The sequence below is a fragment of the Pseudomonas frederiksbergensis genome, assembly GCF_035751725.1.
Lineage (GTDB): Bacteria > Pseudomonadota > Gammaproteobacteria > Pseudomonadales > Pseudomonadaceae > Aquipseudomonas > Aquipseudomonas frederiksbergensis_A.
Genome location: NZ_CP142104.1, coordinates 983426 through 997931, shown reverse-complemented (window position 1 = coordinate 997931; position 14506 = coordinate 983426). Strand labels below are relative to the sequence as shown.

18 protein-coding genes are annotated in these 14506 nt (G+C 61.1%); 11 read left to right on the top strand and 7 right to left on the bottom strand.

Annotated elements, in window-relative coordinates:
• Positions 1 to 10 precede the first annotated feature (10 nt).
• From VQ575_RS04345 to VQ575_RS04300, 10 genes are all read left to right on the top strand, one after another.
• Positions 11 to 985 (top strand): KpsF/GutQ family sugar-phosphate isomerase, encoded by a 975-nt coding sequence (locus tag VQ575_RS04345; RefSeq protein WP_325919157.1) that lies wholly within the window; start codon positions 11 to 13, stop codon positions 983 to 985.
• Complete coding sequence (locus tag VQ575_RS04340; protein WP_039592232.1) at positions 985 to 1509, top strand: KdsC family phosphatase; 525 nt, start codon at positions 985 to 987, stop codon at positions 1507 to 1509. Before VQ575_RS04345 ends, VQ575_RS04340 begins: the two co-directional genes overlap by 1 nt.
• A gap of 7 nt (positions 1510 to 1516) precedes the next feature.
• Complete coding sequence (gene lptC / locus VQ575_RS04335) at positions 1517 to 2086, top strand: LPS export ABC transporter periplasmic protein LptC (RefSeq protein WP_039592233.1); 570 nt, start codon at positions 1517 to 1519, stop codon at positions 2084 to 2086.
• Entirely contained in the window at positions 2073 to 2621 is a 549-nt protein-coding gene (gene lptA / locus VQ575_RS04330) for a lipopolysaccharide transport periplasmic protein LptA (RefSeq protein WP_030139855.1), read from the top strand. Before lptC ends, lptA begins: the two co-directional genes overlap by 14 nt.
• Positions 2621 to 3346, top strand: coding sequence for an LPS export ABC transporter ATP-binding protein (gene lptB, locus VQ575_RS04325; RefSeq protein WP_039592234.1), 726 nt, complete (start codon positions 2621 to 2623; stop codon positions 3344 to 3346). Before lptA ends, lptB begins: the two co-directional genes overlap by 1 nt.
• Positions 3347 to 3509: 163 nt before the next feature.
• Positions 3510 to 5006, top strand: coding sequence for an RNA polymerase factor sigma-54 (locus tag VQ575_RS04320; RefSeq protein WP_039592235.1), 1497 nt, complete (start codon positions 3510 to 3512; stop codon positions 5004 to 5006).
• A gap of 76 nt (positions 5007 to 5082) precedes the next feature.
• On the top strand, positions 5083 to 5391 hold the full coding sequence (gene hpf / locus VQ575_RS04315; RefSeq protein ID WP_039592236.1) for a ribosome hibernation-promoting factor, HPF/YfiA family: 309 nt from the start codon (positions 5083 to 5085) through the stop codon (positions 5389 to 5391).
• A gap of 12 nt (positions 5392 to 5403) precedes the next feature.
• The gene (gene ptsN / locus VQ575_RS04310; protein ID WP_039592237.1) at positions 5404 to 5868 is read left to right on the top strand and encodes a PTS IIA-like nitrogen regulatory protein PtsN; all 465 of its coding nucleotides are present in this window, start codon (positions 5404 to 5406) and stop codon (positions 5866 to 5868) included.
• Positions 5869 to 5870: 2 nt separating this feature from the next.
• Positions 5871 to 6728, top strand: a complete 858-nt coding sequence (gene rapZ, locus VQ575_RS04305; protein WP_039592238.1) for an RNase adapter RapZ — start codon at positions 5871 to 5873, stop codon at positions 6726 to 6728.
• Positions 6729 to 6743: 15 nt separating this feature from the next.
• Complete coding sequence (locus VQ575_RS04300) at positions 6744 to 7019, top strand: HPr family phosphocarrier protein (protein ID WP_325919156.1); 276 nt, start codon at positions 6744 to 6746, stop codon at positions 7017 to 7019.
• Between the two features lie 52 nt (positions 7020 to 7071).
• Here VQ575_RS04300 and VQ575_RS04295 read toward each other — a convergent pair whose 3' ends face one another.
• The 6 genes from VQ575_RS04295 to pmbA all read right to left on the bottom strand — a co-directional run bounded on the left by VQ575_RS04295 (position 7072) and on the right by pmbA (position 12333).
• Complete coding sequence (locus tag VQ575_RS04295) at positions 7072 to 7962, bottom strand: ZIP family metal transporter (protein ID WP_325919154.1); 891 nt, start codon at positions 7960 to 7962, stop codon at positions 7072 to 7074.
• Positions 7963 to 7992: 30 nt separating this feature from the next.
• The gene (locus VQ575_RS04290; RefSeq protein ID WP_325919152.1) at positions 7993 to 8604 is read right to left on the bottom strand and encodes a superoxide dismutase; all 612 of its coding nucleotides are present in this window, start codon (positions 8602 to 8604) and stop codon (positions 7993 to 7995) included.
• A 1-nt stretch (position 8605) separates the two neighbouring features.
• The gene (locus VQ575_RS04285; RefSeq protein WP_039592242.1) at positions 8606 to 9046 is read right to left on the bottom strand and encodes a hypothetical protein; all 441 of its coding nucleotides are present in this window, start codon (positions 9044 to 9046) and stop codon (positions 8606 to 8608) included.
• Positions 9047 to 9073: 27 nt separating this feature from the next.
• Positions 9074 to 10450: a class II fumarate hydratase gene (locus VQ575_RS04280; RefSeq protein WP_325919150.1), complete on the bottom strand. Its 1377-nt coding sequence runs from the start codon at positions 10448 to 10450 to the stop codon at positions 9074 to 9076.
• Positions 10443 to 10838, bottom strand: coding sequence for a hypothetical protein (locus VQ575_RS04275; RefSeq protein ID WP_045156890.1), 396 nt, complete (start codon positions 10836 to 10838; stop codon positions 10443 to 10445). Before VQ575_RS04275 ends, VQ575_RS04280 begins: the two co-directional genes overlap by 8 nt.
• 148 nt (positions 10839 to 10986) lie before the next feature.
• A complete protein-coding gene (pmbA, locus tag VQ575_RS04270; RefSeq protein ID WP_039592245.1) occupies positions 10987 to 12333 on the bottom strand; it encodes a metalloprotease PmbA in 1347 nt (448 codons plus the stop codon).
• 156 nt (positions 12334 to 12489) lie between these two features.
• Here pmbA and yjgA point away from each other — a divergent pair, with 156 nt between their 5' ends.
• Positions 12490 to 13014, top strand: a complete 525-nt coding sequence (gene yjgA, locus VQ575_RS04265) for a ribosome biogenesis factor YjgA (protein ID WP_014336624.1) — start codon at positions 12490 to 12492, stop codon at positions 13012 to 13014.
• 44 nt (positions 13015 to 13058) lie between these two features.
• Here the strand turns inward: yjgA and tldD are convergent, their stop codons facing one another.
• On the bottom strand, positions 13059 to 14501 hold the full coding sequence (tldD, locus tag VQ575_RS04260; protein WP_039592246.1) for a metalloprotease TldD: 1443 nt from the start codon (positions 14499 to 14501) through the stop codon (positions 13059 to 13061).
• Positions 14502 to 14506 lie beyond the last annotated feature (5 nt).

The window sequence follows — 14506 nt, the reverse complement described above, 5'->3', positions numbered from 1 at the left end:
ACGATCTGACATGAACCAATCCAGCGACCTGATTCAATCGGCACAACGTACCATCCGCCTCGAGCTCGAAGCCGTACAAGGCTTGCTGGCCCATATCGACGCTGATTTCGTACGCGCCTGCGAGATGATTCTGGCCAGCAAGGGCCGCGTGGTCGTGGTCGGCATGGGCAAGTCCGGCCATATCGGCAACAAGATTGCCGCGACGCTGGCCAGCACAGGCACTACGGCCTTTTTCGTCCACCCGGCCGAGGCCAGCCACGGCGATATGGGCATGATCACCCGGGACGACGTCATCCTGGCCCTGTCCAACTCCGGCTCGACCAATGAAATCCTCACGTTGCTGCCACTGATCAAGCGCCTGGGCATCCAGATGATCAGCATCACCGGCAACCCGGACTCCCCGCTGGCCAAGGCCGCCGAGGTGAACCTCAATGTTCATGTCGAACACGAAGCCTGCCCGCTGAACCTGGCCCCGACTTCGTCCACCACCGCAGCCCTGGTCATGGGCGATGCCCTGGCCGTGGCCCTGCTGGAAGCCCGTGGCTTCACTGCCGAGGATTTCGCCTTTTCCCATCCTGGCGGCGCGCTGGGCCGTCGCCTGCTGCTCAAAGTCGAAAACGTGATGCACTCCGGTGAAGAGCTACCGAAGGTTCAACGCGGCACGCTGCTCAAGGATGCGCTGATGGAGATGACCCGGAAGGGCCTGGGCATGACCGTGATTCTCGAAGCCGACGGCAAGCTGGCCGGGATCTTCACCGACGGCGACCTGCGCCGCACCCTCGACCGCGCGATCGATATCCGCAACGCAACCATCGACGCAGTCATGACCGTTCACGGCAAGACCGCCCGCGCCGACATGCTGGCCGCCGAAGCCCTTAAAATCATGGAAGACCACAGGATCAACGCACTGGTGGTGGTGGATGACGACGACCGCCCGGTCGGCGCCTTCAACCTGTCCGACCTGCTGCGTGCTGGAGTAATGTAATGACGACCGACCTGCTGCAACGGGGCAAGACAATCAAGCTCGCCGTATTCGACGTCGACGGTGTACTCACCGACGGCCGCCTGTACTTCCTCGAAGATGGCAGCGAATTCAAGACCTTCAACACGCTCGACGGCCAAGGCATCAAGATGCTGATGGCCTCAGGCGTGCAGACCGCCATTATCAGTGGTCGCAAGACGCCGGTGGTGGAGCGACGGGCGAAGAATCTCGGCATCCCGCACCTTTACCAGGGCCGCGAAGACAAACTGGTGGTTTTGGACGAGCTCCTTGGCCAACTCAATCTAAGCTATGAACAGGTCGCCTACCTGGGTGACGACCTGCCGGACCTGCCGGTCATCCGCCGGGTCGGTTTGGGCATGGCCGTGGCCAACGCCGCTGCGTTCGTGCGCGAGCATGCCCATGGTGTCACCACGGCAAGGGGCGGCGAAGGCGCAGCCCGCGAATTCTGTGAACTGATCCTGCGTGCCCAGGGCCACCTCGAAGCGGCCAACGCCGCATACCTGTGAGCCATTTATGCTAAGCAAGAAGATTCGCACCCTCCTGGTGTTCAGCTGTATCGCGGCGATTTTCGCTGCGGTGGGCTATTGGAACATCAGCCCGGAACGCTTCCTGGACCAGCCAGCGGCCAAGGTCGAGGAGAACATCGACTGGTACGCAACCAATACGCACACCCTGCAGTACTTGCCCGACGGCAAGCTGCAGTACGAAATGACATCCGACAAGGTCGATCACGTGAAGGCGACTGATATCACGCTGGTCACCAAACCGGACCTGAACATGTTCCGGGGCACCGAGTTCCCATGGCATGTCCAGAGTGAGCGCGCCGAGGTCAATCCCGGCGGCACCGAGGTCGAACTGATCGACTCGGTGCGCATCACCCGGACCGACGAAAAGAACCGTACGACCCTCATCACCACCAGTCGCATGACGGTCTTCCCGCAACGAGAATATGCGCAGACCGAGCAACCCGTTAGAATCGACGGCGCTGGCGGCGTATCGACCGGCACGGGAATGAAGGCGTATTTGAAGGAAAGCAGGATACACCTGCTATCGAAAGTAAGAGGACAGTATGAAGCTCGCTAAAACCCTCCCTATTTTGCTCAGTCTGGGCGCAGCACTGGGAAGCGCGAGCGCCTGGGCCCTTCCCAACGACCGCGACCAGCCTATCCGCATCCAGGCCGACGACGCGCAACTGGATGACAAGAACGGTGTCGCCACCTATAAGGGTGATGTAATCATCACCCAGGGCTCGATGAAGGTGACCGGCAACACCGTGACCATCACCCGCACCCAATCCGGCGACATCGACGTAGTGACTTCGGTGGGCAACCTGGCCTACTTCGAACAACTGCAAACCGCAGGCGACACCAAGCCCGTGCAAGGCTACGGGGTCACCATCCAGTATCACGCCGCCCAGGACCGCGTTGTGTTGATCGATCGCGCCAAGGTCGTCGACAAGGACAACAACGTGACCCAAGGCGAGAAAATCGTCTACGACACGGTCAAGAAACTGGCCAGCGCCGGTCGCGCCACTGGCAGCAAGGTCACCGAGGCGCGTCCGCGCATCGACATGGTGATCCAGCCGAAAAAGAAAACCGACGAGCAGAAGGCCCAGTAATGGCAACTCTGAAAGCCCAGCACCTGGCCAAGAGCTACAAGAGCCGCCAGGTTGTGCGCGATGTCAGCCTGTCCATCGACAGCGGCCAGATCGTCGGCTTGCTCGGCCCCAACGGCGCCGGCAAGACAACCTGTTTCTACATGATCGTCGGCCTGGTCCAGTCCGATCAGGGTCGCGTACTGATCGACGACCTGGACGTGAGCCACCAGCCGATGCACGGCCGGGCAAGGGCTGGCATCGGCTATCTGCCGCAAGAAGCGTCGATCTTCCGCAAACTTTCGGTTGCCGACAACATCATGGCGATCCTCGAGACCCGCAAGGAGCTCGACAAGGCCGGCCGTCGCCAGGAGCTGGAAAGCCTGCTGCAGGAATTCCACATCAGCCACATTCGCGACAACCTCGGCATGAGCCTGTCCGGCGGTGAACGTCGCCGAGTGGAAATCGCCCGCGCCCTGGCCACCGCACCGAAATTCATTCTACTCGACGAACCCTTCGCCGGCGTGGACCCGATTTCGGTCGGCGACATCAAGCAGATCATCCACCACCTCAAGGCCAAGGGGATCGGCGTGCTGATCACCGACCACAACGTACGCGAAACATTGGATATCTGCGAGACTGCCTATATCGTCAACGATGGCCAGTTGATTGCCGAAGGTGACTCCGCCACCATCCTGGCCAACGAATTGGTGAAGGAAGTTTATCTGGGTCATGAGTTCCGCCTGTAAGCGCAAGTGCCTGGCGAATCGTCCGGGCGTTGCCAATTTTATTGTGACGACGCCCTAGGCAAACCCCTCGGTTTCAGGCATATAATTTGCTTAAGTTTGGCGCTCCGGCGCCCTGTAGTGGATGGCGCATGTGCGCCGGCAAATAAGGTGTTTAGCCCCTGCCATGAAACCATCGCTAGTCTTGAGAATGGGCCAGCAGCTGACGATGACACCGCAGCTGCAACAGGCCATCCGCCTGCTCCAATTGTCGACCCTGGACCTGCAACAGGAAATCCAGGAGGCCTTGGAATCCAATCCGATGCTTGAGCGCCAGGAAGAAGGCGACGACTTCGACAACACCGATCCACTGGCCGATAACGTCGAGCAGAAAACCACCCCCGAAATCCAGGAACCGTCCTACCAGCAGGAAGCCGCCCCAACGGTGGATAACCTCGAGGATGGCGAATGGAACGAGCGCATTCCCAACGACCTGCCCGTGGACACCGCGTGGGAGGACGTCTATCAGACCAGCGCCAGCAGCCTGCCGAGCGGCGACGACGATGAATGGGACTTCACCACCCGCACTTCCGTCGGCGAAAGCCTGCAGAGTCATCTGCTCTGGCAATTGAACCTGGCGCCGATGTCCGATACCGATCGCCTGATCGCCGTGACCCTGATCGATTGCATCAACAATCAGGGCTACCTGGACGAGACGCTGGAAGAAATTCTCGAAGCATTCGACCCCGAGCTCGACATAGAGCTGGACGAAATCGAAGCCGTCCTTCACCGCATCCAGCAGTTCGAACCCGCCGGCATCGGCGCTCGCAACCTGGGCGAGTGCCTATTGCTGCAATTGCGCCAACTGCCCGCCAAGACCCCTTGGCTGGCTGAAGCCAAGCGCCTGGTCACCGATTACATCGACCTTTTGGGCGGTCGCGACTACAGCCAACTGATGCGCCGCATGAAGCTCAAGGAAGATGAGCTGCGCCAGGTCATCGAGCTGGTACAGAGCCTCAACCCCCGCCCCGGTTCGCAGATCGAATCCACCGAACCCGAATATGTGGTTCCCGACGTGATCGTGCGCAAGCACAACGATCGCTGGCTGGTGGAGCTCAACCAGGAGTCCGTGCCCAAGCTGCGCGTCAATGCCCAGTACGCCGGCTTTGTGAAACGTGCCGACACCAGCGCCGACAATACTTTCATGCGCAACCAGTTACAGGAAGCGCGCTGGTTCATCAAGAGCCTGCAGAGCCGCAACGAAACCCTGATGAAGGTTGCCACCCAGATCGTCGAGCATCAGCGCGGCTTCCTGGAGTACGGCGACGAAGCGATGAAGCCGTTGGTCCTGCATGACATTGCCGAGGCGGTGGGCATGCACGAATCGACGATTTCACGCGTCACTACCCAGAAATTCATGCATACCCCACGGGGCATCTATGAATTGAAATACTTTTTCTCCAGCCATGTCAGCACCTCCGAAGGCGGCGAATGCTCGTCCACGGCCATCCGCGCGATCATCAAGAAACTGGTCGCCGCGGAAAATCAGAAAAAGCCGTTGAGTGACAGCAAGATCGCTGGTTTACTGGAGGCACAAGGCATTCAGGTGGCCCGCCGTACCGTCGCCAAATACCGCGAATCCCTCGGGATCGCACCTTCGAGCGAACGCAAGCGGTTGATGTAACGGGCCACGCCACAGCGTTCCAGTGGCAGGCAACCCAGCCTGCCGCTTTATGCACTGGCAACGAAGGAGAAGCTGTATGCAAGTCAACATCAGTGGACACCAACTGGAAGTGACCGAACCCCTGCGCACCTACATCGGCGAAAAACTCGACCGATTGGAAAGGCATTTCGACAAGATCACCAATGTGCAAGTCACGATGAACGTCGAAAAGCTGCTGCAGAAAATCGAAGCCACGCTGCATATCCCCGGCGGAGAAGTGGTTGCCAACGCAGAGCATTCAGACATGTATGCCGCGATTGACCTGCTGACCGACAAGCTGGATCGCCAACTCAAAAAGCATAAGGAAAAGACCCAGAGCCTCCTCCAGGGCGCAACCGGTCGTTAACCCCCCCAATCCATGATCCGACTAGAAACCATCCTGACCCCCGGCCGCTCCCAAGTGAACGCGCCGGGTGGCAGTAAAAAGAAAGCCCTCGAACAAATCGCCAACCTGATCCACCGCGAAGTGCCGGATCTGGAAATGCAGGACGTCTTCGAGGCCCTCATTGCCCGTGAAAAACTCGGTTCCACCGGTTTTGGCAACGGCATCGCCATTCCCCATTGCCGCCTCAAGGGCTGTGAAGCGCCGATCAGCGCGCTGCTGCACCTTGAAGCCCCCATTGATTTCGACGCCATCGACGGCGCGCCGGTCGACCTGCTGTTCGTATTGCTGGTTCCGGAAGCGGCGACCGATGCGCACCTTGAGCTGCTGCGCCAGATCGCCAGCATGCTGGACCGCAAGGAAGTGCGTGAAAAACTGCGCAGCGCAGCGAGTAGCGAAGCTTTGTATCAGGTTGTCCTGGACGAGCAGAACGGTCATTAACCATGCGCATGATCATCGTCAGTGGCCGCTCCGGCTCCGGTAAAAGTACCGCCCTCAATGTGCTTGAGGATAACGGCTACTATTGCATCGACAATTTGCCGGCAGGCCTGCTTCCGGAATTGGCCGAGCGCGCCTTGATCCACACCGAACTGGCGCAACCGCTGGTCGCCGTGTCCATCGATGCCCGTAACCTGCCCAGCCATCTGTCGCGGTTTCCTGAACTGCTCGAGGATGTGCGCAACCGGCATATCCAGTGCGACGTGCTGTACCTGGATGCCGACGAAGAAACTTTGCTCAAGCGCTTTTCCGAAACCCGTCGGCGTCATCCGCTGAGCAATGCCAGCCGCTCCCTGGCTGAAGCCATCCATGACGAAAGCCAACTGCTGGGCCCCATCGCAGACCTGGCGGACCTCAAGCTCAACACCACGAACCTGAACCTGTATCAACTGCGCGACACCATCAAGTTGCGCCTGCTGAACCAGCCGGAACCGGGTACGGCCTTCCTCGTCGAATCGTTCGGTTTCAAGCGCGGAATGCCGGTGGACGCCGACCTGGTATTCGATGTCCGCTGCCTGCCCAACCCTTACTGGAAGCCGGAACTGCGCGAGCAGTCCGGGCTGGACCAACCGGTGATCGATTACCTGGCTACCCAGCCGGATGTCGAGGAAATGTTCCAGGACATCTCCAGCTACCTGCTCAAATGGCTGCCCCGCTTTGCCGCGAGCAACCGTGCCTACGTCACGATCGCCATCGGCTGTACCGGTGGTCATCACCGCTCCGTCTACCTGACCGAACGCCTGGGTCAGCTCCTGCAACAATCCCTGAAGAACGTCCAGGTTCGCCACCGCGACCTCAGCTAAAGGATTCACATCGCGATGCCTGCTCGGGAAATTGAAATCATCAACAAGCTGGGTCTGCATGCCCGAGCGTCAGCGAAATTCGTCGGTGTGGCGGGTCAGTTTCCGGATGTCACGATCAGGGTCGGGCGCGACCCTGAGACCACCATCGATGGTAAAAGCATCATGGCGATGATGATGCTCGCCGCCGGCAAGGGCACCAAGATCCACCTGAGCACTGAAGGTGAACAGGCGCAGGAAGCGATGGACGCCCTGGTGGACCTGATCAACAGATACTTCGACGAAGGCGAGTGACTGCCCGAGGACTCGAGCCACAACAGCACAAGCGCATGGTCCTTGGATTGCATCAGGCCAACGCCGTGTCCATCACCATCATCAGGCAAAAACCCACCAGCAATCCCAGGCTCGCCAGCTTCTCATGACCATTGCGGCGAGATTCGGGGATCACTTCATGGGTCACTACCAGCAACATCGCCCCTGCCGCCAGTGCCAGCCCAAGCGGCAACAGCACCTCGGCCAGGCTGACCAACCAGGCGCATAGCAGCGCAAACACCGGCTCGACCAGCCCTGACGCGGCGCCGATCAAAAATGCCCTGGCATGCGACATTCCCGCAGCCGCGAGCACCAACGCAATCACCAGCCCTTCCGGGACGTCCTGCAAGGCGATGCCCATCGCCAGGCTGTCGGCGTCCGGCATACCGCCGCCCGCAGAGACGCCAACGGCCATTCCTTCGGGGATGTTATGGGCAATGATGGCGACGACGAACAACCAGATCCGCGGCGCAATGATCGGGCGTCCTGGCGCGGCGATCAGCCTTTCGGGGCTGGCCGACACCTTGCGGTCTACCAGATACAGCCCGAATGCCCCCGAGAGGATGCCCAAACAGACAAGGCCACTGGCCGCCCATGGCGTGAGCCCCAACTGCTCGGCGGCGGCTATTGCCGGCACGATCAGTGAGAATGCCGTGGCGGCAAGCATCACTCCGGCGCCGAACCCCAGCAGCGAATCGCTCACGGCCTGGGGCATGCGCCGGATCACCAGCACCGGCACCGCCCCCAGCGCGGTGCCCAGGGCGCAAAGCCCGCCACCTTGCAACGCACGCAGCAACTTCGGCTCCAGGTCCAGCCATGCCAGTCCCTGCGCCGCCAGCAGGGTCATCCCGACCAACAGTAGCAGTGATCCCAAGGCGTAGCGAAACATGCGCCCGCCGGCTATCGCCAGAGTTTCAGTGTCCATAGTCAGCCTTGGATTGTTCTTAGTAGGGACTCAAGCGACCGCTGCCTGGTAGCGTCGTGCAACTTCCGGCCAATGGATCACGTTGTAGAACGCGTTGATGTATTCGGGACGACGGTTCTGGTACAGCAGGTAATATGCGTGCTCCCACACATCCAGGCCGAGAATTGGCGTGTTGCCACTCATCAAGGGGCTGTCCTGGTTGCCACTGCTTTCAACAACCAAGGTCTTTTGCGGGGTCACGCTCAGCCAGGCCCAGCCGCTGCCGAAACGGCTCAACGCGGCTTTGGTGAAGGCTTCCTTGAACCGCTCGATGCCGCCCAGCTGCGCTTCGATCGCCGCCGCCAGTGCGCCGTCCGGCTGGCCACCACCGTGGGGCGCCATCACCTCCCAGAACAACGAATGATTCGCATGGCCGCCGCCCTGGTTGATCACCGCAGCTTTCAATTCCTGGGGAAGCTGCTCAACGCTGGCCACCAGTTGCTCGACGGGCCAATCGGCGTATTCGGTGCCCTCCACCGCCGCGTTGAGGTTGTTGATGTACGTCTGGTGATGCTTGGTGTAGTGGATTTCCATGGTCTTCGCATCGATGTGCGGTTCCAGGGCGTCGTAGGCATAAGGCAACGCAGGCAAGGTAAAAGCCATCTCAATGGACTCCGTAATGAACAGGGGTGTCGCGATGCCGGGTCGAAGCGGCATCGCCGTGGAGCAAGCGGTGGGTGCGTGGGTATTCGCCGTGCTCGCCGATGAAATTCAACAGCTCGACATAGGTCTTGTGGCTCTGGCGCATCGCAGCGGCACGCAGGGCCGGGGCCAGGCGTTCGTCCTGCAGGGCCGTCAGCAGGCGCTGGTGGATGGCACACAGGTACTCCGCGCTCTCCTCCGGCTGATTCAAGCGCAGGTGCAGGTCCGCCAGGTTGTGGTGGGACACGACACAAGCCGCCACGGCTTCATCCGCGTCCGCCCAACGCTCGAACAACACCTGCGCCAGCGCCAGTGCTTGCAGGTAGGCTTCGCGAGCATCGACCAACTCGCCTTGCATGAAACAGCGATTGGCACGCTCGATCGTACGTTTCCAGTGTTCCATGATGAGTCCTCCACATGAGTGTCGGGGTCACACCCCCCCGGCGGTGAGTTTCTCGGGGTCCAGCAGGACCTCAAGCTCGGCGCGCGTCAGGTCGGTGTGCTCCAGGGCGACATCGATGACCGGGCGACCTTGCTGATAAGCCTTCTTGGCGATTTCAGCGGCCTTCTGGTAACCGATGATCGGATTCAGCGCCGTGACCAGGATCGGGTTACGCGACAGCGCCTCCTTGAGCCTGGCTTCGTTGACCTTGAACGTGGCGATGGCCTTGTCCGCCAGCAACCGGCTGGCGGTGGACATCAACGTGATGCTGCTCAGCAGGTTCTGGGCGATGATCGGCAGCATTACGTTGAGTTCGAAATTGCCCGATTGACCGGCGATGGTGATCACCGTGTCGTTGCCGATCACTTGGGCCGCCACCATCGCCGTGGCTTCAGGAATGACCGGGTTGACCTTGCCGGGCATGATCGAGGAACCCGGCTGCAAGCCTTCCAGCTCGATCTCGCCCAGGCCCGCCAGCGGCCCGGAATTCATCCAGCGCAGGTCGTTGGCAATTTTCATCAGCGACACGGCCGTGGTCTTGAGCTGTCCGGAAACCGCCACGGCGGTGTCCTGGGAGCCGATCAGCGCGAACAGATTCGTTCCCGGCGTGAATTGCACCTGGGTCAACTGCGTCAGTTGTTGGCTGAACAACTCGGCGAAGCGTGGATGGGCATTGACCCCGGTGCCGACCGCCGTACCGCCCTGGGCCAAGGATTGCAGGCTCGGCAGCAGGTCCTGCAGATGGCCGATATTGGCCTTGAGCTGCTGCGCCCAACCGTCGAGCACCTGGCTCAGGCGCACCGGCATGGCATCCATCAGATGGGTCCGACCGGTCTTGATGAACGGGTGGACCTCTCCCGCCTTGCGCTCGATCACCTGCACCAGGTGCAACAGCGCTGGCAGCAACTGCTCATGCAAGGCCAGCGCGGCGCTGACGTGAATACTGGTGGGAATGATGTCGTTGCTGCTCTGCCCGCAATTGACATGATCGTTCGGGTTGACCGGCTCTCCCAACAGGCGACTGGCCAGGGTGGCGATCACTTCGTTGGCGTTCATGTTGGAACTGGTGCCGGAGCCGGTCTGGAAAATATCCACCGGGAAATGTTCCATGAAGTCGCCTTCCAGCAAGCCCTGGGCCGCATCGACGATGGCCTTGCCTTGGGCCGCGCTGACTTGTCCCAACTCTACGTTGGCCCTGGCGGCGGCAGCCTTGGCCAGGATCAGGGCGCGAATGAACTGCGCCGGCATGCGCTGGCCACTGACAGGAAAGTTATCCACCGCACGCTGGGTCTGCGCGCCATAGAGCGCAGCCACCGGCACCTGAAGTTCGCCCATGCTGTCGCGTTCGATACGGGTATTACTCATCGGGGAATCCTTGTTCCAGTTCAGTAAGGGAAATCGATGGCTCCAGCGCGCAGGTCGCCAGCGCCCAGGCGTGGCTCTGCCAACGCCTGAGACGGCAGCGGCAATTCGACTGCTGCTCCAAGTCGCGAAGTGGACGCCAGGCTTGATCCAGACACAGGTTTCGCCAATGCCATGGCAGCGCGACGTCGCGGGCGGTATCGAGGAGCAGGCGAAAGGCGGTTTCGGAAATCATCCACGGTGAAGTGGCAGTGCAGCAGGCAAGGTAGCGGCCCTCGGCCAGGTAATGCTCGATCAGCCGAGGCTCGTCCGGACTTGTCGCGCAACGGATCTGGCGACTCATCCAGCGCCAGCTTTCAAGGTAGGGTTGTTCGTGCAGGGCAACACTCATGACCGGGTCCCGCTCGGCAAATGAGATTCATTATTAGATGATAATAAGACGCAACACAAGCGAGACAGGGGAACAAAGGAAGTTTGCTGGCACAAAAAAGGCGCGTCACCTCAATGGATGACGCGCCTTTGTTTTACACGGTGAGGTGTTAGCTACCCGCCACCGTCATCCGTTCAATCAACACCGAGCCAGTGCGAATGTTGCTGCGCAGCTCCAAATCATTCCCCACCGCCACGATTTGCTTGAACATGTCGCGCATGTTCCCCGCAATGGTCACTTCCTGGACCGGGAACTGGATCTCGCCATTCTCGACCCAGAACCCCGCCGCGCCACGGGAATAATCCCCGGTGACCATGTTCAGGCCATGGCCCATCAGTTCCGTCACCAACAAGCCGCGGCCCATGCGCCGCAGCAGTGCAGCCTGGTCCTCTTCGCCATGGGTAACGAACAGGTTGTGCACGCCGCCGGCATTGGCGGTGCTTGGCATGCCCAGCTTGCGGCCCGAATAAGTCCCGAGGATGTAGGACACCAACTCGCCTTTTTCCACGAACGGCTTGGCATAGGTGGCCAGGCCATCGCCATCGAACGCCGAACTGCCCATGGCTTGCATCAGGTGTGGTCGCTCGTCGATGGTCATCCATTCCGGGAACAGTTTCTGGCCCAGCGCGCCCTCGAGGAACGACGACTTGCGGTACAGGTTGCCGCCGGACACCGCCGACAGGAAGCTGCCGAACAAGCCACCGGCCAGTTCGGCAGAAAACAGCACCGGCACTTCGCAGGTCGGTACCGGCCGTGCGCCCAGACGGCTGGCTGCCCGTTGCGCGGCTTTCTGGCCGATGCTCACAGGGTCCGCCAACAACGTGCCCTGGCGGTTGACGTCGTACCAGTAGTCGCGCTGCATCTGCCCGTCGGCCTCGGCGATCATCACGCAACTGAGGCTGTGGCGGGTCGATGCGTAACCGCCGACAAAGCCATGGCTGTTGCCATAGACGCGGCAACCCTGGTGGGTATTGAGCGTCGTACCATCGGCATTCTTGATCCGGCTGTCGGCCTCGAATGCCGCCGCCTCACAGCGCAGTGCCTGTTCGATAGCCTGCTCGGGCGTGATGTCCCAGGCGTGGAACAGGTCGAAATCCTTCAGCTCCTTGCACATCAGCGCGGCGTCGGCCAAGCCCGAGGCTTCGTCTTCGGACGTGTGCTTGGCAATCGCCAGCGCCGCGGCCACCGTTTCGCGAATGGCCTCGGGCCCGCTGGCCGAAGTGCTGGCCGAGCCCTTGCGCTGGCCTACGTACAAGGTAATGCCGAAACCCTGGTCGCGATTGAATTCAACGGTTTCCACCTCGCGCTGGCGCACCGAGGTCGACAGTCCCTGCTCCAGCGATACCGCCACTTCACAGGCGCTGGCCCCCTGTCGCTTGGCCTCGGCGAGAATCTGCTCGACTTGCTCCTGCAGTGCCGGCAATGCTTGCGGGCCGACGCTTTGAACTGCACTCATGGTGTTCTCCACTCAAATTCTGCTTTCGGTAACGGTTTTGAACGCAAACGGCCTGCGCGGCGATTTTTCGTACAAACCCTTGGCCTTCTAGCGACCGGGCCGGACAAGCGGCCCCCGACTGGTTATCATGGCGGCGTTTCTTTGCGGACTGCCACCATGGTTGATTCTTACGACGACTCCCTCTACGAGGGTGAAAAAAGCAAATCCCAGGTCAAACGCGAGCTGCATGCTCTGGTTGACCTCGGCGAGCGCCTGACAACACTCAAGCCTGACTTGCTGGCCAAACTGCCCCTGACCGACGCCTTGCGCCGGGCCTTGGCCGATGCGCCCAAGCACACCGCGAATATCGCGCGTAAACGGCACCTGCAATTCATCGGCAAACTGATGCGCGACCAGGACACTGACGCCATCCTCGTTTTGCTCGACCAGCTCGACGCCTCCACCCGGCAGTACAACGAGCGCTTCCACAACCTGGAACGCTGGCGCGATCGCTTGATCGCGGGCGATGACGGCACCCTGGAAAAATTCGTCATCGATTACCCGGAGGCTGATCGCCAGCAATTGCGCTCCCTGATCCGTCAGGCCCAGCACGAACTGGCGCAGAACAAACCGCCGGCCTCGAGCCGTAAAATCTTCAAGTACATCCGAGAGCTGGACGAGACTCAACGCGGTCTGCGCTGAGTTACGCCCTTGGGTGGAGGCCATGCACTCCACCCAATGCTCCATCATGCGCCCGTGCCACCCACGGTAATCGCATCGATCTTCAGGGTCGGCTGGCCGACGCCCACCGGCACCGATTGTCCGTCCTTGCCACACGTCCCCACGCCGCTGTCCAGCGCCAGATCGTTACCGACCATCGACACCTTGCTCATTGCCTCCGGCCCGTTGCCGATAAGGGTCGCGCCTTTGACCGGCGCGGTGATCTTGCCGTCTTCGATCAGGTAGGCCTCGCTGGTGGAAAACACGAACTTGCCGCTGGTGATGTCCACCTGGCCACCGCCGAGGTTGGCGCAATAGATGCCTTTCTTCACCGAGGCGATGATTTCCGCCGGATCGCTCTGGCCGCCCAACATGTAGGTATTGGTCATGCGCGGCATCGGCAGGTGTGCGTAGGATTCGCGGCGACCGTTGCCGGTTCGGGCCACGCCCATGAGCCGGGCGTTGAGCTTGTCCTGCATGTAGCCCTTGAGCACGCCGTTTTCGATCAAAGTGGTGCACTCGGTCGGGGTGCCTTCATCGTCGACGCTCAGGGACCCGCGACGTCCAGCCAGCGTGCCGTCGTCGACGATGGTGCAGAGTTTCGAGGCGACCATTTCGCCCATGCGCCCACTGTAGGCCGAGCTGCCCTTGCGGTTGAAATCGCCTTCCAGGCCGTGGCCCACCGCTTCGTGCAGCAACACCCCGGACCAGCCGGACCCGAGCACCACTGGCAAGGTACCGGCCGGGGCCGGGATCGCTTCGAGGTTGACCAGCGCCTGGCGCAGCGCTTCGCGGGCGTAGCCCATGGCACGGTCTTCACTGAGGAAATAACGGTAGTCGGTGCGCCCGCCACCGCCATGGCCACCGCGCTCGCGACGGCCATTCTGCTCGACGATCACGCTGACATTGAAGCGCACCAGAGGCCGTACGTCCGCCGCCAGGCCGCCATCGGTAGAGGCCACCAGGATCCGCTCCCAGACCCCGGCCATGCTGACCGACACCTGCTGGATACGCGGGTCGAGGGCGCGGGTGGCGACGTCGATGCGCTTGAGCAATTCGACTTTCTCGGCACGGCTCATGACTTCCAGCGGATTATCCGGGGCATAGAGTTGCGCCACATCCCTGCTGCTGAAGGCCTGGACCGTGCCGTTCTGCCCGGCCCTGGAGATCGATCGAGCGGCACGGGCCGCCGTACCAAGGGCTTCGAGGGTGATGGCATTGCTGTAGGCAAAACCGGTTTTTTCCCCGGATTGGGCACGCACGCCCACGCCTTGGTCGAGGTTGAAACTGCCTTCCTTGACGATGCCGTCTTCCAGCGACCATGACTCGGAAATCTGGCCCTGGAAATACAGGTCGGCGGCATCGATGCCTGGGCCGGCCAGGTCGCCCAGCACGCCTTGCAGGCTTTCGAGGGTCACGCCACCGGGGGCTAGAAGGTGTTCACTGACTGAGGACAACAACCCGCTCATATGTT

What these genes read in the sequence shown, in the direction of transcription:
- lptA (WP_030139855.1), top strand. Translation starts at nt 2,073, where the DNA reads ATGAAGCTCGCTAAAACCCTCCCTATTTTGCTCAGTCTGGGCGCAGCA.
- VQ575_RS04295 (WP_325919154.1), bottom strand. Translation starts at nt 7,962, where the DNA reads ATGGACACTGAAACTCTGGCGATAGCCGGCGGGCGCATGTTTCGCTAC.
- yjgA (WP_014336624.1), top strand. Translation starts at nt 12,490, where the DNA reads ATGGTTGATTCTTACGACGACTCCCTCTACGAGGGTGAAAAAAGCAAA.
- VQ575_RS04320 (WP_039592235.1), top strand. Translation starts at nt 3,510, where the DNA reads ATGAAACCATCGCTAGTCTTGAGAATGGGCCAGCAGCTGACGATGACA.
- VQ575_RS04300 (WP_325919156.1), top strand. Translation starts at nt 6,744, where the DNA reads ATGCCTGCTCGGGAAATTGAAATCATCAACAAGCTGGGTCTGCATGCC.
- lptC (WP_039592233.1), top strand. Translation starts at nt 1,517, where the DNA reads ATGCTAAGCAAGAAGATTCGCACCCTCCTGGTGTTCAGCTGTATCGCG.
- VQ575_RS04285 (WP_039592242.1), bottom strand. Translation starts at nt 9,046, where the DNA reads ATGGAACACTGGAAACGTACGATCGAGCGTGCCAATCGCTGTTTCATG.
- VQ575_RS04290 (WP_325919152.1), bottom strand. Translation starts at nt 8,604, where the DNA reads ATGGCTTTTACCTTGCCTGCGTTGCCTTATGCCTACGACGCCCTGGAA.
- ptsN (WP_039592237.1), top strand. Translation starts at nt 5,404, where the DNA reads ATGATCCGACTAGAAACCATCCTGACCCCCGGCCGCTCCCAAGTGAAC.
- VQ575_RS04340 (WP_039592232.1), top strand. Translation starts at nt 985, where the DNA reads ATGACGACCGACCTGCTGCAACGGGGCAAGACAATCAAGCTCGCCGTA.
- tldD (WP_039592246.1), bottom strand. Translation starts at nt 14,501, where the DNA reads ATGAGCGGGTTGTTGTCCTCAGTCAGTGAACACCTTCTAGCCCCCGGT.
- VQ575_RS04280 (WP_325919150.1), bottom strand. Translation starts at nt 10,450, where the DNA reads ATGAGTAATACCCGTATCGAACGCGACAGCATGGGCGAACTTCAGGTG.
- VQ575_RS04345 (WP_325919157.1), top strand. Translation starts at nt 11, where the DNA reads ATGAACCAATCCAGCGACCTGATTCAATCGGCACAACGTACCATCCGC.
- rapZ (WP_039592238.1), top strand. Translation starts at nt 5,871, where the DNA reads ATGCGCATGATCATCGTCAGTGGCCGCTCCGGCTCCGGTAAAAGTACC.
- hpf (WP_039592236.1), top strand. Translation starts at nt 5,083, where the DNA reads ATGCAAGTCAACATCAGTGGACACCAACTGGAAGTGACCGAACCCCTG.
- VQ575_RS04275 (WP_045156890.1), bottom strand. Translation starts at nt 10,838, where the DNA reads ATGAGTGTTGCCCTGCACGAACAACCCTACCTTGAAAGCTGGCGCTGG.
- pmbA (WP_039592245.1), bottom strand. Translation starts at nt 12,333, where the DNA reads ATGAGTGCAGTTCAAAGCGTCGGCCCGCAAGCATTGCCGGCACTGCAG.
- lptB (WP_039592234.1), top strand. Translation starts at nt 2,621, where the DNA reads ATGGCAACTCTGAAAGCCCAGCACCTGGCCAAGAGCTACAAGAGCCGC.